The sequence below is a fragment of the Bradyrhizobium sp. CIR48 genome (genome assembly GCF_014198315.1).
GTDB lineage: Bacteria > Pseudomonadota > Alphaproteobacteria > Rhizobiales > Xanthobacteraceae > Bradyrhizobium.
Map to the genome: position 1 here is coordinate 137,104 of NZ_JACIHG010000003.1, position 18,678 is coordinate 155,781.

12 protein-coding genes are annotated in these 18,678 nt (G+C 57.6%); 10 read left to right on the forward strand and 2 right to left on the reverse strand.

Annotated elements, in window-relative coordinates; all coding sequences use genetic code 11:
• Positions 1-516: 516 nt before the first annotated feature.
• The 8 genes from nodD2 to GGD66_RS11050 all read left to right on the forward strand — a co-directional run bounded on the left by nodD2 (position 517) and on the right by GGD66_RS11050 (position 11,273).
• Positions 517-1,488: a transcriptional regulator NodD2 gene (gene nodD2, locus GGD66_RS11015; RefSeq protein WP_183257709.1), complete on the forward strand. Its 972-nt coding sequence runs from the start codon at positions 517-519 to the stop codon at positions 1,486-1,488.
• Positions 1,489-2,390: 902 nt separating this feature from the next.
• Positions 2,391-3,104: a MerR family transcriptional regulator gene (locus tag GGD66_RS11020; protein ID WP_183258041.1), complete on the forward strand. Its 714-nt coding sequence runs from the start codon at positions 2,391-2,393 to the stop codon at positions 3,102-3,104.
• Positions 3,105-3,323: 219 nt separating this feature from the next.
• A complete protein-coding gene (locus tag GGD66_RS11025; protein ID WP_246788829.1) occupies positions 3,324-4,553 on the forward strand; it encodes a branched-chain amino acid ABC transporter substrate-binding protein in 1,230 nt (409 codons plus the stop codon).
• Positions 4,554-5,027: 474 nt separating this feature from the next.
• On the forward strand, positions 5,028-6,059 hold the full coding sequence (locus tag GGD66_RS11030) for an LLM class flavin-dependent oxidoreductase (protein ID WP_183257710.1): 1,032 nt from the start codon (positions 5,028-5,030) through the stop codon (positions 6,057-6,059).
• A 196-nt stretch (positions 6,060-6,255) separates the two neighbouring features.
• Positions 6,256-6,552 carry a hypothetical protein gene (locus GGD66_RS11035; RefSeq protein ID WP_183257711.1) on the forward strand — a complete coding sequence of 99 codons (297 nt, stop codon included), beginning with the start codon at positions 6,256-6,258 and terminating at the stop codon, positions 6,550-6,552.
• Between the two features lie 1,716 nt (positions 6,553-8,268).
• Entirely contained in the window at positions 8,269-8,772 is a 504-nt protein-coding gene (locus tag GGD66_RS41340) for a NolY (protein WP_246788830.1), read from the forward strand.
• Positions 8,773-9,448: 676 nt separating this feature from the next.
• On the forward strand, positions 9,449-9,694 hold the full coding sequence (locus tag GGD66_RS11045) for a hypothetical protein (protein ID WP_183257712.1): 246 nt from the start codon (positions 9,449-9,451) through the stop codon (positions 9,692-9,694).
• Positions 9,695-10,547: 853 nt separating this feature from the next.
• A complete protein-coding gene (locus GGD66_RS11050) occupies positions 10,548-11,273 on the forward strand; it encodes an outer membrane protein (RefSeq protein WP_183257713.1) in 726 nt (241 codons plus the stop codon).
• Between the two features lie 353 nt (positions 11,274-11,626).
• On the opposite strand, the gene GGD66_RS11055 is transcribed toward GGD66_RS11050, so the two are convergent.
• Positions 11,627-12,352, reverse strand: a complete 726-nt coding sequence (locus tag GGD66_RS11055) for a LuxR family transcriptional regulator (protein WP_183258044.1) — start codon at positions 12,350-12,352, stop codon at positions 11,627-11,629.
• A gap of 1,243 nt (positions 12,353-13,595) precedes the next feature.
• Here GGD66_RS11055 and GGD66_RS11060 point away from each other — a divergent pair.
• Complete coding sequence (locus GGD66_RS11060) at positions 13,596-14,312, forward strand: sulfite exporter TauE/SafE family protein (protein ID WP_183257714.1); 717 nt, start codon at positions 13,596-13,598, stop codon at positions 14,310-14,312.
• A gap of 1,653 nt (positions 14,313-15,965) precedes the next feature.
• Positions 15,966-17,303 carry an oxygen-independent coproporphyrinogen III oxidase gene (gene hemN, locus GGD66_RS11065; RefSeq protein ID WP_183257715.1) on the forward strand — a complete coding sequence of 446 codons (1,338 nt, stop codon included), beginning with the start codon at positions 15,966-15,968 and terminating at the stop codon, positions 17,301-17,303.
• A gap of 406 nt (positions 17,304-17,709) precedes the next feature.
• On the opposite strand, the gene GGD66_RS11070 is transcribed toward hemN, so the two are convergent.
• Positions 17,710-18,228 (reverse strand): hypothetical protein, encoded by a 519-nt coding sequence (locus GGD66_RS11070; RefSeq protein WP_183257716.1) that lies wholly within the window; start codon positions 18,226-18,228, stop codon positions 17,710-17,712.
• Between the last annotated feature and the right edge of the window lie 450 nt (positions 18,229-18,678).

Below are 18,678 nucleotides of genomic sequence, written 5' to 3' on the forward strand. Positions count from 1 at the left end.
TGGATGGGATTGGGCAGCAAAAGGGACGCCCATTTGGACGGCTCGTCGGTAAGGCCCGTCAAACAGGCGACGCCCGGCACTATCGCGGCAGAACACACCTCCTCCAGCACAATAATGTTTGGCTTGCCCGATAAAATCGCTTGAACCGCACACTGCGTCAGGTTGTAGGTTGGCCGCCGTGACTAACGCTGCACTACGCGGCCGTCGACCGGGCGCTTTGGCGAACTCACGGCGCTGGCCGGACACTGTGTTCATCTGCCATTAACCAACTGACCGGGTCCTGTTGCGTGGCTCGCCGGAAGCGGCGAGACCGATCAACTTCGGGATTCCTGACGGTTTCCGGCCGCGGCTGGTCGCCCTACCGCCTTGCTCTCCGTTGTTGCGGTCTTTCACGAGCGTCTTTTCGCCCGCAGGACGGAACGATGTCCATTCGGGCAAGCCAATAGGACCTCTCGAGACGCAGCGGTCACCGCTCGTTGTATGCGCCGCAACCCCGTTCATGCCGGATAAGTAGACATGCGTTTCAAAGGTCTGGATCTAAATCTTCTCGTCGCGCTGGATGCTCTAATGACTGAGCGCAACCTCAGCGCAGCGGCACGCAAGATTAATCTTAGTCAGCCTGCCATGAGCGCGGCCGTTGCCCGGCTGCGTTCCTACTTCCGTGATGAGCTGTTTGGGATGAGGGGGCGGGAACTTGTCCCGACCTCACGCGCGGAAGGACTCGCGGGTCCTGTGCGCGAGGCTCTAACGCACATTGAGCTCTCAATCATCGCGCGACACGTGTTCGATCCAGCTCGATCGAGCCGGCGATTCAGGATCGGCCTTTCTGATTTCATAACAGTCGTATTCTTTCGAAATGTCGTGGAGCGCGTCGCGCGAGAAGCACCCGCCGTCAGCTTCGAACTGGTCGCGCTCACCGATGAGCAGGATGAGCTTCTCCGCCGCGGCGAAGTCGATTTTGTTATCTTGCCCGAATTATTCATGTCCAGCGCGCACCCCAGGGCGGCCCTATTCGAGGAGAGACTCGTCTGCGTAGGTTGCCGCACGAACAGCCAACTACTGCGGCGTCTTACATTTGATCGGTACATGTCGATGGGCCACGTGGCGGTTAAGCTCGGAGGTGCGCGCAAGACGCCGATCGAGGAATCCTTTTTACTCGATCTCGGTCTGAACCGGCGTATCGACATTCTCGTGCAGAGCTTCAGCATGATCCCGCCCCTGCTGGTAGGCACGGACCGCATAGGGACGATGCCATTGGGGCTCGTAAAGCATTTCCAAAGAACGATGCCCCTTCGCATTGCGGAGCTCCCGCAGCCATTCCCCGCCTTCACTGAGGCGGTCCAATGGCCCGTGCTTGACAATAGCGACCCGGAAAGCCTGTGGATGCGAGAGATATTGTTGCAGGAGGCTAGCCGCATGGTGACGGGAGAAGAGCCCTCCATCATCTGCGCTACGGAACGAGCGGATCCTACCGGAGATTTCGCATGATCTGTCTCGCCGTTTTCGTAAGGACGCACGCAAGATCCGCGAACCTCAGCGCAGACAATTCAGGATCGCCTCGCTCGAATTCATGATCGCTCTATAAAGATATTCGCAGCGGACGGCTATCATGACGACGTTGTGTAGGTCTTTCGCACGTTGGCAATAGGCTCGACGTGCGAGCGGCGGCTCAGACTGTTGGCCTGGTTTTAGAGACAGGGCGTTACGTTGCACCCGGCCGCAGGGCGCACCTGCCGCGATACAGCAGAATCGCCGCTGGGCTGCCCTCGTCAACTCGCCGAATCAGTAGTGGCTCCCGATGAGCGGAAACGCTTCGGCTTCTTCGGAGTCGTACCATCACGCACCGTGGGCGTGCTGGTCATCGATCATGCACATGACCGCGATCTCTTGCGCTGTGGAAGCAAGCATCGCGCACCCGTGTTGCCCTGTCGCATCACCTGGGAGTACATCGCATCTTCGTCGCTCCGCGCCGCGGGTCTGACTTGTTTTGGCCCTATCGCAGCCAAACGTCTTGACGACGTGCGCTGCCATGACGCAATGACAAACAAGGAGCTGAACGTTGGAGCAGTGCATCGGCGTATTCGATCCGGAAGAGCTTTCCGTCCTAGGACGCCTTTATGATAGTGCGGTCACCGCGCTACCCCCATCGATGCGAAGTCCGGAAAATCGCACAGCAATCGCCAAACTCATCCTGGAGCGTACAGCGGCTGGCGAGGCTCGACTGGCATGCCTGACGAACTTATTGATCACCATTTCCCCTCAGGGTTGATCCCCCGCCATTCTGAGGATAGTCACCTCCCACGCGCTGGAATGGAAGACGATCCAGCTAGAGCTTTGAAATAGCTTGAATCACACGTGACGTCAGGTTGTAGGCTTTGAAATTGAACAACATGAGCAAAGCTACACCACGAAGGCGTCGATGGCGCATTGGCGAACTTGCAGAGGCGACCGGAGTAACGGTACGCACGCTGCATCATTATGAACACACCGGGCTACTAGCGGCTTCAGAGCGTACTGACGGCGGCCACCGGATGTACGACCGCGAAAGCGTGCAACGGGTTCACCAGATCCGTGCGCTACGTGAGCTTGGCTTCTCCCTTGTCGAGATCCGTAAAGCTATGGAGGGCACGACCTCACTTATCGATCTTCTACGCAAGCATTTAGAGCGGATAGAACTTCAAGTCGCTCGAGCAACTCTGCTGCGAGATCGCTTGCGCAACATGACCATCGACAGTGATATCCAGGTAAGTGTGGATGAGCTGCCTGCCACCCTCAACGCCATGTCGCGGGTCGAGACGCATAATCAGACGTCCCGATGTACCTGCAAGTTAGCTGCAGATCGCGAGGAGCGGTGGCGGCGGATCCGCAACGACCTGCGTGATTGCATGGATCGGGGCGAGCATCCTTGCGGCGAGCGGGCAAAAGCTGTCGCAGTTGCAGCACGCTTGCTGATCAGCGAAATCGCCGGCGCCGATTCACGCGTTTCGATGATCCTGAAGGTACTTGCACGATTAAGCGCCCCCCGTAGTCTGGCTGGTTGGGACCCCTGCCTCATGCAATATCTCGATCTCGCCCTTGGCGGGTTGGAAGATCAGCCGTACTGACGTCCTCACGGCCGGCTCCGCACGGCATTGCAGATCGGCCCTGGCAATCTGAAAACGCGATGACGCTTGGTTGATCGGCGGCTCCGATACGGGCCGACAGTTTTATTGACTCAACCGGACAGTCGTCACGACCTCGCCGATCGGCGCTCCCTGACACACTGATCGAGGCTCCTTCAAAGGGACTTGAACCGCACGTAACGTCAAATTGTAGGCTCTAGCATGGTCGCAATCTGGCCGACCTCACGCAAGCTTCGCTTGTCAGACAGCCTCAACGTGCAGGCACGTCTGATCACAGCTGCTGGCGGTTCACTTCAGGTGAGCATTGGGAGCTCTACAATGTTAAGTGGGCGTTACGCTTCTGCTGCGAGTGCAGCGCTTCTCTTCTGCGCCCTCGCCTCGGTTGCGCGCAGCTCCGAGGTCAATATTGCCGTAGTTGGGCCAATGAGCGGAAGCAGCGCTGCCTTCGGCGCGCAAATGCGCGATGGTGCGGCTGTGGCGGTCGAGGCGTTGAACGCTTCTGGCCTACTTCTCGATACCAAGGTGATATTGAGTGTCGCCGACGACGCATGCGACCCGAAGCAGGCTGTCGCAGTCGCGAATAAGCTCACAACGGAGCGGGTCCGGTTGGTCGTTGGCCATTTTTGTTCTTCCTCGTCGATCCCGGCCTCCGGGATTTACGAAGAAGCAGGCATCATTCAGATGTCACCAGGCTCGTCAAATCCTCAGCTAACAGAACGCGGCCTTGAGAGTGTCTTTCGGATCTGCGGCCGCGACGACCAACAGGGCATCGTTGCCGCAGAGTACATTCACCGGAACTTCCCTAACGACAAGATCGCAGTGCTCGACGACAAGAGCACCGCCGGCAAGGGTATCGCCGACGTCGTTGAAGCACAGCTTCGGAGATTCGGTGAACAAGTCATTCGCCAAAGCTATGTAGCCGGTGAAAAGGATTACAGGGCGCTGGTCTCAAGAATGAAGAAGGATCGGGTGCGCGTCGCCTATATCGGCGGCTATCACACCGAAATCGGATTGTTTGTACGCCAGGCGTCAGAAGCAAGAGCGGGACTCATCGTCATGGCAAGCGATCCGTTGATGACCTCTGAATTCTGGGCCATTACAGGCAGCGCTGGAAATGGCACGTTGTTTACCTTCATGCCGGACCCCGCCAGGAATGCCAATGCGGCCGGCGTGGTGGCCAAACTCAAAGCTTCCAACCTGTCCGCTGAAGGCTACACGCTTTACGCCTATGCAGCCGTGCAAGCATGGGCAGAGGCGGTGATCCGGACCGGCTCTTTCAATGCTGTGCGCGTCGCCAGCGCACTTCGTTCACGGCCGACTGATACCGTGATTGGCCCAGTCCGGTTCGATACAAAGGGAGACAATGCGGCTCCTGGCTTTCTGGTTTACCGCTGGCGAGACGGCCGTGTTGAAACTGTCGAGCAGAACTGATTGGCATCAACGCCGTCTCCCCCAACCCAAAGTGACACCGATGATGAGGCGCACTCAGGTCGTTGGAGCGGCGATACTCGCAAGCTCTCTTATACTTGCAACTTTCGGAGCGTTTTTTGCTTTCGTTGCAGCGCTCGCAGAGCTACCCGATGTCGAGCTGAAGGAGACGCTACATCCGATGATAGACAAATAGTAGCCGTGCCCGAGCTGATCTGGCTCGCAGGCACAGAACCTCTGAAGCGGCTAACGATGCTTCTGGTCGAGCACATGCTCGCTGTGGAGGCGCTTCGGGAACGTCTAGCAAGGGTGCGGCCGGACTGCCATCTGCGCATTCTCGTGACCACTCACATTGTGCAAGCTCAGATCCGCGCCCCCAAAGAGAAGCGGCCTAAGCGGTCGAATGACGAACGAGACCTCTTTGAGCGCGACGGCATGAAGCAGCAGCCATCTGACCCATAACCGGAGATTGATCGAGTGAAGAGTGGCCTTCCTTCAAGACTAAGGTGCGGCATTTTCGACCATTTGGATGACGACGGCCGAGATGCCGCACGACAATATGAAGATCGTCTCAAGCTGATCGAGGTCTGCGACTCGCTAGGCTTCTACGCTTATCACCTGGCCGAACACCACTGCACACCTCATGGCAGGGGGCCCTCGCCGAACCTGTTTCTATCGAGCGTCGCGCAGCGCACCCGGCGATTACGCTTCGGTCCGCTCGTCCTGTTGCTCAACCTTTATCATCCATTGCGCGCGTTCGAGGAGATCTGCATGCTTGACCAATTGAGCGGCGGCAGGCTCGAGGTCGGGATAGGCCGCGGCTCACAGCCGATTGAATGGGGCTTCTTCGGCATCAGTGCAGACGCCGCACCAAGCCGTTATACGGAAGCCAGTGAGATCCTGAATATTGCGCTGAAGGGACATACGTTATCTTATCAGGGACGCCACTTCGAGTTGAGCGAGATACCCTTAACGTTGAGGCCTCATCAACGTCCATATCCGCCTACCTGGATCGCGAGCAATCGGGCTGAGTCGGCGCAGTGGGCCGCTGCAAATGGCGCCAATCTGGCGTGCATAGGCCCCGCCCGTGTTGTCCGGAACGTTACGGACGCCTACCGCTCCCGTCGAGCCCACAATACAGCGGCATACGGCCGCGACCCATTTCTCGGGCTGGCCCGCATGGTCGTGATTGCGAAGTCTGATCGGGACGCTCATGCGGCGGCCGAAGCTGCGTATCGGCGATGGCTGGAAAGCTTTAAGTTCCTCTACGAGCTGAAAGACATTCCGACACCGCCCGCCCTTCCGCTGACCTTCGATGCAGCACTTGAAAGCGAATTGTGCGTCGTTGGAACGCCAACTTCGGTCCGACAGCTCCTTCTTCAGCAGATGGAAGTGGCAGGTACCAACTACTTGCTTTGCCAGGTTGCATTCGGAAACCTTCCGCTGGAGATTTCCCTGTATACCGCAACCGCAATCAAAGCTGAAATTCTCGATAGCTTTGGCGGATAATGTCCATTGGGCGATGGTATGCTTGGCAAGTAGACCGACGCGCTGTGGTTATCCGAAGTTGGTTGCGATTTTGGTTGTTGTTTGCCCTGGGCGCAAAGGCGATCGGCAGCCTCATTGGCAGCGATCAAGCCGTTGAGCTGCGCTTCTTCTTACTCGGACACATGGAACTCTGCTTTCGAAGGAATTCTTCGCCGGCATGGGCGGAGCTGGCGGCGGTATCGTCTACGTCAGCAACGGCAAGATTGTCGGTGTCGGCGCTGAAAACCTTCGCTGTAGCGGCACCTACATCGAGCAAGGCGGCCGCATAAAGGGGACTGTCAACCTATATGCGCCAACCGGCGGAACGCTGGTAACGGGCGCTCAAGTACCGGCAGACTTCAGATGGAGCCTGACGCTCGATCGACCTGCTAACTTCTCAGATGGGAAGCCACAGGCGCTCATGGTTGAGGGTCGTCCGATACACATTGTTAGGGAGAAAATCGGCGATATCTGACCGCCTGGCGCTCGTATTTGGGGTCGAGCTTTGGCCTAGGGACTGTTTGCGAACCGCTTTCTCAACTCATCCGCGGCCGAACGCTCTTCGTCTGCTTCGATCTCGCGGGCCTCTTCAATGAAGGCCCGCGATTGCTCAGGCTCATCCTGCATCTGCGGGAGGCCGGACCTGGTCGGATAGTCGCCGACGAGACTCCATGACCTTCTCTTTGGCTAATGGGGATCGAGGAGTTTTTTTTGCACCTTCGTGACAACTGGAGTCCGATTTAGAGGCTCGCCAGCGATCACTGCTGCGACCTCTCTCTTCTCAATCATGGCCGCCGGTCATCAACGAATCAGCAGGCGCCATAAAAGGCGCATAAGACGACAGAAAAAACTAACTGCCCCGCTTTCGATGTAAGAGATGAGATTACGCGCGTGCGCGATCCACGAACTGGATGCATCCCATCAACACTTTCGATTTTACCAATTTCAGCCAAATACCCCATAAGTCGATAGCCGATTTCCGGTAAGCACATTTCACGAATGTCGTGTGAGCAATGGACCCTTTTTGCTTGGAGCACAGTCGCAGGCCGATTCAAGGTTGTTGTGGCTGCATCGCCAACGACACCCATAAATCCTTGGAATCGACGCAGGTGCGGCGCAAATGCGGTCGGATGGCTAATCGCAACGTCTGGCGCGTAATCTATCGCGCTGGCGCCTCCCCCTTTGCAATCATACTAAGCCCCTCCAAGAAGATCGACTCTCACGCACACCGCTTGGCCAAGGTAAATGCGTGCGCTGTATAGAATTGGGGCGGGCGAACTGCCCTCTACATCGGTGCGGGCTGGACTTTTTGCCCTGACCAGGCGGGCGCCGCCTACAATCCGACGCTCTCGTGGCGTTGAAACAAAGCAGTGCGGTCAGCTATCTGACCACGCTAAGTGCAAGCCGCATATCCGCCGGCCACGACGAGGCACTGACGTCGATCGGTGTGATGAGACCAGCCTCGCGATCTTACTGCCCACCCCAGTACGTCTTGTGATCGTGGATTCTCACTCTGCTCGCGTCCTCAGTCTTCGTCGGCGGGCGGCTTCCACACCCATTTCCTACAGATTGAGGCCACTCTATCTCATTCTATGCGCCGGCGCTCTTCGGCCATATCCCGGCGCCGTTATCCCTTCTCAGCAATCCTTACATCACTATCGCAACGAGGGGTGGAGTTGCGCGATCTGCCGGTCTTGTCTCCTAGCGCGCCCACCTTCAAGGAGCCCATCCGCACCCTCACCGGGCCAGGTATCGCCTGTCAACGAATGCAGAGAAAAACCGCAGACGCATGTTATTTCTGGGTTGCCTCGCATGGGCTGGGAATTAATCTTCTGGCATGATGAGGAGACCGGTCTGGACCAGTTGACGGCGCGCCTTCAGCAACAGCTTCGTCCAGCGCCAAGCGCTCTTTACTGCATTCTGCCTGGCGAGGCCTCCGGTTGCGTCCGGATCGCTATGTCCGGCGGCAAGCAATCCGGCAGCAGTTCGGGCCGCACTTCTCGACCTGCCGTCATCAGCAGTGTCCCCGCTGGCTGGAGCCACAGCCACGGTTCGACGCGCTGGACCGGCTCGACGATCGAATCAAACGACGGGCCATCTACAACGCAGTTAGCAGCGTTCTATAGTCGATTCCGGCTTTGCGGTCCTTCCGCGGCACATGCCTGCCACCCTCTTCCTGCGGCGAACGTGCATGCGCGCCTTGCCTTGTGCAGCAGCCATTCGTTCTATCGCCGCGTCTGCCGTCTCGCGAACGGAAAAGCACGACACAACCGCTACTCAGCCTGCTGCCTGCATTCAATTACTTTGGAGCAACACCGTGGAACTTGACCCTTCCAATTCACGCTCAGAGAACCTCGAGGATCGCATCGACTTGCAACTCGACATCGTGGCCGCCCTCATATGCGAAGAAGGCAACGAGCTCGAAGCGGTCCGACTGCTAAACGCCCTGACAAGCCAAATGATTGTGGCGGAACTGGAGCTCGGCCAGCTCGGCGATACGAGAACCTGGGGCCGCGCCGGCGACCGGCAAACGACGCGACTGTCGCGAGACCGTGGCGTTTACTACCCAGAAGACCTTCAGGTTCTGGGACGCCTTCTCGATCAGGCCGTGGCCGCATTACCGGCAGAGCTTCGAACACCCGCCAACCAAATGAAGATCGCGAAACTAATTCTGTCACGTGCAGCAGCGGACTGAGATTTCATTTTTGGCTTTTTCTGCGGCTATTGGTGCGCTTATCGAACTTTATCGCTGGGCTGAGTGCTATGGCCGTACGCACCAGAGATCGACGACTTGGCGTTTATGGGCTCATCGTCCCGTAAGCGCGCCGGTTCCGCTGGCTTTTCCCTATCACAACTGTTCGCCACCATGCTCGAACGCTGGACGCCGCGCAGGGTCGAGCAAAGGACAAGTGCCGGCGGACACATGGCAGAAAGCAAACAAGCAGTGGCTGGAAAACGCCACAGGCTTCCAGAAACGCTTCTTAGCTTGAGACTGCGAAAGGAGCCGAACGATCCATTTTTTATCGATGTTCGGCTTTAGTCGTGATTGGCATGGGCCGATCTTCCGATTGCAGGAAGAAGAGCCCCAATTATCGACGGATACCGAGCAACAAGAGCACCTCGGCAACGACGCCGCGCGAACAATGCGAGCTGGTTTCAACCGCTCAGAATTATTCGAATTGCGCCTGGGAATACGACATTTGCGGTCATCGTAACTTCAACAAACATCTATAAATCCATTGAAGCATCGAGAGCAGCTCAATGTCTGAGCGTACTGCGGCTCTGATGTCTTACTTGCTGGGACAAGCCGCAGACTCTCGGTTTGCTTTGCGAAGGTACTTCCTTGTATCAGGACGCCGTGGAGTGATGAGATGGATCAGTTGTTATCCGATCAAGTGGAGATGCAAGATGCTATCGTGAGAGTCGCATTTGATAAAGCCTGGCGCTTTGTTGAGAAGGATCCGTTGCTGGCGCATAATCGCAAGACGGTCCTCCATAGCCGGTTGTGCACTTTCCTTGAGACTTCGATAAGGAAGGGTGAACGGAATACTTTGAATCTGGCTAACGAGGCGATACGCAGCTTGCGGGCTGAACTGGCGCCGTCGACCGAGCAATAAGGCGCTTGAAGCTCTACTGCCACATGAGTTTGGCTTGTTAAGGCTCTTGGGGGCCTTATGCCGCGGGAGAACAAGGGGGCAGAGCATGGTGGAGCTGACCTTAATCCACTCATATTCGGCCCCGCCGAAGACGAGCACGTTGCGACGACTGACGCCTATGCAGCTCTTCCGGTGACCCAGACCAGTCAACTGGAACCCAAAGTCGGCGACGAGACGGGGCAGTCGCACTAATATTCGCTGGCGCCAGCGAAAAGCCATACCGTTTCCTCTCCTGACCTTTGGCTCGGCACGAGCTTGCGCAAAGTTCAAGCAAGAGCCTCGTCAAGCACACCCGCATCGGCTCCTTGATCATTCGTCGATCGACGTCGAGGTTGAGGAACATCGTGCTACACTTGCGATAGGTCCTGAGCGAAGCGATCCAGGCCTGTGATCGATCATCGCCGCATCGCTACGATTGCAAGCGGCAGCACGACCGTCCTGCCGGAAGAATGAGCTTGAGCGCAGGAGACGCGTCCTCGATCAGCGGCCTTGCGTGCATGCACGGGACGTGTTGGCGCGGCCTGACTTTGTCGCTAGTCAGCGACAGAGGGAGCCAAACAGCTCGCAGCATTGCCTCCCGTCACTGGTCATCACGAACGGATCGTATTCAAAGGAGCATCTGCGCGAAGGACCAGTGTCGGGCCCCAGCATTGCGGTCGAGGTCGTGCATGGCAAGTTGCGCGCTCCACAATCTGACGCAGCGTGCGATTGGACCCATTTCTTTCGAAGACATGTTGTGCGGCAGTTACAGCAATTCGCGTTCATATTGTTAAACGCACGGCGCCGGGGGGCACCGAAAGGAAACGACACTCGAATGAAAAAGATTCTGATTCTGACCGCAAGCATCGGCGCACTCGGTGCCGCCGCTCCCTCATTCGGCGCGGACTTGGCGGAGCAACCTGTCAAGGTCAAGGCGGTAGCGCTGCCGGTCGCAGCCCCGATCATCGATTGGTCCGGTTACTATATCGGCGTCAATGGGGGCTGGGGAACGAGCCACAATTGCTGGGATTTCAATGGCGTCACTCCCGAGGGCTGCCATAATTCGACTGGCGGGACCATTGGCGGCCAGATTGGCTATCGTTGGCACATCTTCAACATGGTCTACGGCATCGAAGGTCAGGGCAACTGGGCCGACTTCAGCGGCTCCAATGTCAGCACCGCCTTTCCGGCAAACACCGTTGGCACCACGACAGATGCATTCGGTCTACTCACGGGGCATATCGGCTACGCGTTCAATGCCGTCCTACTTTATGGAAAGGGTGGTGCTGCGGTGACCAGCAACACCTATCACCTCAACTCGGTAGCTCCAGGCACCGAGCTTGCCAACAGCAATGATGTGCGTTGGGGTGGCGTGCTAGGCGCCGGTGCCGAATTCAGCCTCACGCCGAACTGGTCAGCTGGCGTCGAGTATAACCATTTGTTCATGCAGCGGAGCAACATAAACTTCCCAGCCGCGCTTGGCGCGGATCGCGTCCACCAGGACGTCGATCTCATTACGGCACGGCTCAATTACAAGTTTGGGTCGCCCTTTCCCAAATAGAGACCTCCACGCGGTTGCGTGAATCGGAACCCCGACCCCCGGCCGGGGTTCTTTCCTCAGTAGCTCCTCTCCCTGCCGGCCACCAATCCAGGTCCGAAGCACCAGGTGCGAGCTCGTCTGGGCAATGGATCCACAGGCTGGGTGGTGTGTGGCCGAGATGCTCACCACACTGGGGGAACAGATCAGTCGATTCGACAATTCATCGATCTCATGAAGTCCCACAACCTCACGCAGCGTGAGATACCGGACTTGCTCCAAGGAGCGTCGTATCTGCGAGCTCGCCGAAGGCGCCACGCTCAACACGCCAGAAGCTCGAAGCCCACAATTTGGCTGTTAGTGCCCATTCTCACAATTCAAAGAACATGGAGGCGAATAGCGATAGCGACTGCTTGAATTCGGCTGGTCGCACCCAACTTGCGCGTCGCATTCTTGACATGAAAGTTGACTGTATTGTCGCTGATTCCCAGTATCTTCCCAATTTCCCATGACGATTTCCCCTCTGCCACCCACCGCATGCAACTGATCTCTCGCTTTGATAATGCCACTTTTCTTTCGCAACCATTATCGCAGGCACGAGCGATGTCGCCATAGGCGGTGTGAAACTGCCAGGCCAGCGCGTTGAGATGACCGATTCGATTCTGAGGATCAGCATCGTCGAACGCAGATGCAAACGACACCACAGATATCCGACCCAACGGGCCAAACAACGGCACGCTCATGCCATGCTTCAGCCCCGCCTCTCTCGCCTCGTCTAGCACGCGTCGTTCGTCCGGTTGAAGCTGATAGTGGTCGGCGAGTTGATCCCACAAAAACGGCCGCGAAAGCATTGGCGTCCGCCGGACTACCGGGTCGATAGTATGGTACTTGCGCTTGAAGTATCGGTCGCACCAGTCTGGCGGCCACTTCACAGCCACAGTCGGGGGTGGATACTCCGCCAGCCGAAGTGACTCAACGAAGTTGAGAGCGCCGTATGCGACTTCACTGAAGCCTTCCTTGGTGGCACAGCCTACAAGAAGCTCGAATAGCGCTCTGAGTGAATGAGTCTGGTTCGCGCATTCGGTGAAGCTAAAGAGGTCCATGATGGGCGCTTCAGTACGACGATCGAGCTCCCCGTCATCGTGTTCGATTGCGCTTGTTTCAGGCGGAGCCAAATTCCAGTCCATGAGCTGAACTCGAGTTTTAGTTATTCGTGTAGTCGGAGCGCTAGCGCTGTGCCGGGCGCCATTCGCCTTATTCGTTGCCCTGCCGCCGAATGCGCGGGCATGATCGCATCAGACACCGGAGATAGCGCCATCATCCCTGCCTCCGAGGCTGGGCGGAAGTAATCGGTCCTGTTCGCCGATAGCGCACCGGCCAAATCGGAGATCATCGCCCATCATCCGTGTTGAAGGATTGTGCCACCGATACGAACCCAACGGTGTCCCGTTTGATGATGCCGGCACCGATAGAAGGTCCGCTGTCCTGGACTGAGCTTCCAAACAGCTCCAGCGCTAGAGGCTTTGGCTCTGTTGAGCTTGCATGGCGAGAAAACGCAGCCGAACGACGCTTTGGTTTGTCTCGAGGCCGAGCACGACGAGATCCAGGGCTCTGATCTGCGCGATACAGCTAAGCTCGAGTGGTTGGCGGCGCGGGGGCTCGACGAGCGACCTGTCAGCATCCATTCTCTGCTTAGAGACGAAGACAACAGGAGAGTCATGTCTTTTCCCAATCTTGCGAATTGCCATCGCTAACAGTTCGCCGATTCTCCGCCGTGCGACGGCGCGGGGGACGCGATCGATGAGCAACACGGAACAGTCGAGGCAGAAGCCATACTCCTCGCATCATTGTGCGGCGTCTCATCGACTCCGTCCGGTAGGCTTGGCGCAAACGTGCCGAACGTGCAGAAAGGGGCCACCTTAAAGGCCCAACGAGAGATACTCGTAACCGCGAGATCTGCTTGATGCGGAGGACACTTTGCATGCGCTTCTCCAGCAGGGAGAGGACCCGCCACCAGACTAGCAAGTGTCATACCAACTGTTAATTTCACCAAAATCAAACGTCGCAGAAAGGGCTTCGAACGCCCACGGTTGGTCGCGACGTAGGAGCGTCGAAGCATTTAGGACATCCGGCGGAAAGGCGACAGCACCATTGCGAGGCGCGGCGCGAGGTGAGCTACAGCAAGAAATATAGCTCACCTTGGCGGCCCCCTCACCTCCGGCCCAGCGATTCCGGCGAAGCGCTTAGATCGTCCCAAGCAGAAACACAGTTAGATCGCACCTGATGCACGAAATCATGATGGGCTCGGTGGAAAACGGCGAAGATCGTCGCCAAGGTCGGTGAAGCGTGGCTACTCTGCTCTTCGCGATCATCTCACTGCTCTATGCGAGCATTGGCCAGGCAGGTGGCACTGCATTCGTCTCGCTAATGGCATTTTTGGGTATGTCATCGACGGAGATGCGCCCGACGGCTCTTGGTCTCAACATTGTCGTCGCGATTTATTCTACGTGGCTCTTCAACCGCAACAAGGTCATTGACTGGGCAATCCTGCGCCCGCTTCTCTTTTCGTCGATGCCAGCGTCGCTTGCCGGTGGCTTGATTGTGCTCGGGGACCACATGTACAAGACGCTGACCGGTCTTGCTCTTCTTCTGGCGAGCGCAATGATGATCATTCAGCGGGGACGAGCTGCCGATCGTCTTTGCGACACTTCGCTCACGGCAAGCGTGAGCATTGGCGTGGCCCTTGGCCTGATTTCCGGCCTGACCGGCGTGGGCGGCGGAGTGTTCCTCGCGCCGACGCTCATCACACTGAATTGGGCATCACCCAAGCAGGCCGTCGCGTTATCACCGCCTTTTATTCTGGCCAATTCCACAGTCGGCTTCGTCGGAGCTCTTTTCAGCGGCCAATTTCCCTCTCCGGATTTGGCTCTTTACGCTAACTCCGCGCTGGCGGGTGCGGTCGCTGGAACGGTAGTCAGCCTGAACTACCTGAACCCGGCAGGCATCAAATTTATCCTCGTGGCGGTTATGCTCGTTGCCGGCATCCAGTTGGTTCTCGCTTGAAAGTCTCAACTCCCATTTTCATGGGATCGGCAGGAGATCCAGCACGGTCAGACGGGGGTGCAACATGACGGAGGCCGCAGCTTAAGTCTGGTCCGCGCGCCTTGCCTAACTCTGAAAGCCGACAACGCGACCACGAAAAGCTGTCGGCTCGAGCGACGATGGGGCGGATCTCCTCGTGCATCCCAGCTGATCGCCATGAGCCGAGCGGTCCGTACCTAGTCACATCCCGTTCGCGCTTCCAATTTGGCGGGAGGGTCAATGTTGGCTGGGCGCACGAGCGGGATGAGGCGCACCCTCCATCTCGTCTGTGGCTTGCGCGACCCTCTCGGGCCACGAAGCCGTCAAAATGTCGCTCGTGCTGCCTTTGAAATCGGCCGGGCCAAAATAGCATCCTTTTACCGGCCCCCGATGAGTTCGATGCCTTCGGCGTTGTACAACAGAAGCAGTGGAGTGCCCACTTTCGACCGATCCAGCTGTTTGGCGGCAATCTCCTTGAGGCCTGGCTAGGCTCAGCTCTCATTCGCGTGAGACACGAGCTCCAGGTTCGATTGGCCTACCGAACCACAAACTTCCTCGATCCATTGTGAATGGACTGAAATGCCAGGATGCGAAGGTCAATTTCATGCAATGAACAGGCGCAAGATCTCCGAGCCGGCTCCTGCACGGACGGCTCCAGCTCGCAGCCGAGAACATAGTGAGGGGATGGTCGACGCCTGGCCATGCGGTCTATGTGAAACTGAGAGCTGCGATCGCATCGCTGCGACATAGATATGCGGGATCTGGCAGGGATCGATAGCTCCAAAGCCGATGTAAAATGAAAATAACCCAGTTGATTGAACAAGAGTAAAAACTATTGCAGATAGTGTCTCGTCCGATGCATCCGGCCGGGCTTCGCTTTGCCATCAGCAAGAGCCGTTGTGAGTTGGTGAGCTGCATTAGACAGCGACGAGACGCCGCCGAACCAAGGCGCCCCGACGCACTTCGCCGGGGGGCTGAAAGTGCGCTGGGGTCGCCCCAACATCATCAGTACATCCGTGATGATGCTTGTGGCAATGAGACAACCAGCGTGGCGGAATTGAGGCTTATGCGTTCGATACTAGGGATTAGGAATTGTTATCGTCTGCTGCGCTAAAGCGACATGAATCGCACGTCGCGTCACGTTGTGCTCTTGCGCTCCTCGCGCTCCCATCTGGCACGCAACTTATCTTCCGTATCACGCCGGCCTTCGACGGAGGCATCCGTCGAACTCTGTGAGCAACCAATCGGCTTTGCTTGAAAAAAACCGGTTTGAAGATCCAGAAGCTCAGCTGCTCATGGTGAGACCTACAAGTCCCTGTTTTCGTCGCAAAAAACAACTGGCCACCAGCGAATGCGAACCGACGTGCCCTCGGATGAGCGATTGATCGTTCGCGCCGGCTCGTCGGGCACGCCTAGCCGCTTCAACCGTGCTCGCACGAGACAATTCATACCTAAACGTCCAGATAATCGCCAACGAGCGGCTCTCACTCCCTGCTCTGCGCCTAAGCCGCGTTGGCAGTAACATCGAAAGCGGGACCAGATCTCAGAAGCCACTAGCCGGGTTTGACATAACGCAAAGACACAAGAGAGGCCATCGGTCAGCTTCGTGCTGTTTGAGCATGGGAAAGTAAAGCCTTGCAGACCTCCCTTCTAAACAAGTATTGCGATGCTCGCCTGCCTTGGTACACCATCTATCCAACCGTACCGGATTTCTCCGCGATGGTCGGTGCCAAGACTTGTGAGACATGGCTGAGGCGGCTGCCGCCCGACGAGCCGGTATCGCTCTACATCCACGTTCCGTTCTGTCGCTCTATATGTTGGTATTGCGGCTTCCCTACAAGCCTCACTGGCGGCGAGCGACCGGTTCGCAATTATTTGGCGGCAGTGCGGGACGAGATAGGCTTGGTCGCAGAGCAAGTGCCGCCCGGTCTGCCGGTGCGCGACGTGCATTTCGGCGGCGGGACGCCGACCACCATTGCACCGAGCGATTTTCTCGCCTTGATGGAACTCCTGCGCCACTGCTTTGCATTCAGCAAATCAGCTACCATCGCCATAGAAATCGATCCGCGTGGGGTCACGGCCGAGATGGTCGAAATGTTACAAGCGGCCGGAATCAGCCGCGCGAGCATCGGTGTGCAAAGCTTCGATCCGGTGGTTCAAAGGTCGGTCAACCGCGTGCAGAGCGAGGTGCTGACAGCTTCGGTCGTCGAAAGTCTACGCCAGCATGGCATAAGCCGCATCAATTTCGACCTTCTCTTCGGGCTGCCGCATCAGACGGTGCAGACCTGCGTGGACTCCGCGCGGACGGCTCTGGCCATGCGGCCAGACCGGCTTGCGGTTTTCGGCTATGCTCACGTCCCCTCCTATATGAATCGTCAGCGCCAAATCGATGAGACGGCGCTGCCCGATAATGTCGCCCGCGCTGAGCAAGCCGCGGCTATTGCAGATACGCTGGTCTCGGCCGGCTACCGCCAGATCGGGCTCGACCATTTTGCCCTGCCCAATGACGAGCTCGCGCTGGCGCAGAAAGCTGGTCGGCTGCGCCGCAACTCCCTGGGTTATTCGGCTGATACCTGCAAAACCGTGATCGGCTTAGGTCCGTCAGCCGTCGGCCGCCTGCGTGACGGTTACGTCCAGAACGAGGTCGCAACCGCTTCCTATCACCAACACATTCAGGCTGGCCGTCTGGCAATCTCAAAAGGCTACTGTCTCACCGCCGAAGATCGCCTCCGCGCCGCAATCATCGAGCGTCTGATGTGCGATTTGCAGGCCGACGTACCAGCGATCTGTGCTGCTCACGGATTTGATCCGTTTACTCTTCTCAATTCGGCCGAGCGCCTGGGAACGCTTGCCGAAGACGGGATAGTGGAGATTGAAGAGGGATTCATTCGGGTCAAGCAGGAGCACCGGTTTGTCGTTCGCGCTGTTGCTGCCGCGTTCGACACTTATCTCGACCGCATCCCTATTAACTAAGCCACGCATGTGAGCAGATCCCCAACCTCTAAGCTCTTTGCGAGGCAGCGATCGGAAGAAGCGCCTCGGGACAGGCAGATTTCGAAGAAGCAGCGGCGGTGTGATGACACGAGCTTTCAGGTATAGTCTCAGAACTGGCGAGGGCTGATTAAAAAGGGAGCTGATCGCAAGGAGAGGCGCAGCGCGCTCCGCCGCTCAGGGCCACGCCTCGATCATGCGGAAAGTGCTCTGCCCCACCTCCCCCTGGAGCGCTCTCGATGATAGTGACGGCCTCAGTGACATGCCGCTGGAGACGACGGCGCCCGCGCAAGCTCGGGTATTTTACGGCCGGAGGCAGCTTTGCGAAGCTAAGGTCCACCTCATCGAGCACAGTTGGAGGCTCGACCACGCCTGCAGCGTCTCAGCCTCAAGGCTCGGCTGCCTTCGGTCCGGCGATCACTGGCGCGCCTCCGACGGCAACAGGTGCCTGTGGTTTGGACCGCCCGAAGCGTTTCCTGACGACGCTCGAAACCGCCCGGGCTGGCGCCGAAGAAGGCTCGGAAGCAGCAGAAGGGACAGGTGTTGAACTCTGCAGCGAATCGATCCGCGAAGTCAGCATGGTGATCTGATCCAGGATCCCTTTGAGGTCATCCCGCTGGGCGTTGATCCGGCTGTTGAGTAATGCGATCTCATCGCCAGTTTTCTGCTGTGCCCAGTTTATCTCAAACAAGGCTGCTCTGTCCTCCAGTGAGAGGCTCATCGTTGAAGCGACGTCCCGGGCTTCCGGCGTCTGGACAAACGCTTCAAGGTGAGCCCAAAGCCAGACGCCAGCAGCACACGAGCTGACGAGGACAAGCGGGAGCACCAAAATCGGGAGAATTCGTCTTGACGGCCCGCGCAAGAGCGGCCGCAAGTCTGAAGCGGCCGCTTGATCAATCAAGTCCATTGTCCCTCGCCTAAGATCCCATCCAGCAGGCTTGTTTTGTCGACGCCATAGGCTGCGATGCTCTCGCGCTCCAGGAGCTGCGAGCGTCGACGATAATCAATCTTGCCGAGCTTCCCGATCGGCTGCCCTGCTCCCATGAAACGCTACTTCTTGAGGAACGCAACGCGACAATTTGCGCGCGTTCTCCATGATAGCGTCACCAGCGAGCAATGGTACTCATCTTCGCCGGCGATGGCTCAGCATTTTTTCACCATTCAGAAGAACCCTGGAGATTTTCTTACCCACGGCACGAATGCACACCGTTCACTCATTCCTGCAGTGTGTTCGATGGAGCCCCCTCACGGCTTGCCGAGACCAGCAACTTCCTCTGGGACTCACCACGTAAGCGCAACGGCTGATCGGCCGAGCGGCAATGGCCGATTGGACCGGCAACCATTGCACCTGATCAAC

Excerpts from the sequence above, each read along its gene's own strand:
- nodD2 (WP_183257709.1), top strand. The coding sequence starts at position 517 with ATGCGTTTCAAAGGTCTGGATCTAAATCTTCTCGTCGCGCTGGATGCT.
- GGD66_RS11020 (WP_183258041.1), top strand. The coding sequence starts at position 2,391 with ATGAGCAAAGCTACACCACGAAGGCGTCGATGGCGCATTGGCGAACTT.
- GGD66_RS11025 (WP_246788829.1), top strand. The coding sequence starts at position 3,324 with ATGGTCGCAATCTGGCCGACCTCACGCAAGCTTCGCTTGTCAGACAGC.
- GGD66_RS11035 (WP_183257711.1), top strand. The coding sequence starts at position 6,256 with ATGGGCGGAGCTGGCGGCGGTATCGTCTACGTCAGCAACGGCAAGATT.
- GGD66_RS41340 (WP_246788830.1), top strand. The coding sequence starts at position 8,269 with ATGCGCGCCTTGCCTTGTGCAGCAGCCATTCGTTCTATCGCCGCGTCT.
- GGD66_RS11045 (WP_183257712.1), top strand. The coding sequence starts at position 9,449 with ATGGATCAGTTGTTATCCGATCAAGTGGAGATGCAAGATGCTATCGTG.
- GGD66_RS11050 (WP_183257713.1), top strand. The coding sequence starts at position 10,548 with ATGAAAAAGATTCTGATTCTGACCGCAAGCATCGGCGCACTCGGTGCC.
- GGD66_RS11055 (WP_183258044.1), bottom strand. The coding sequence starts at position 12,352 with ATGGACCTCTTTAGCTTCACCGAATGCGCGAACCAGACTCATTCACTC.
- GGD66_RS11070 (WP_183257716.1), bottom strand. The coding sequence starts at position 18,228 with ATGGACTTGATTGATCAAGCGGCCGCTTCAGACTTGCGGCCGCTCTTG.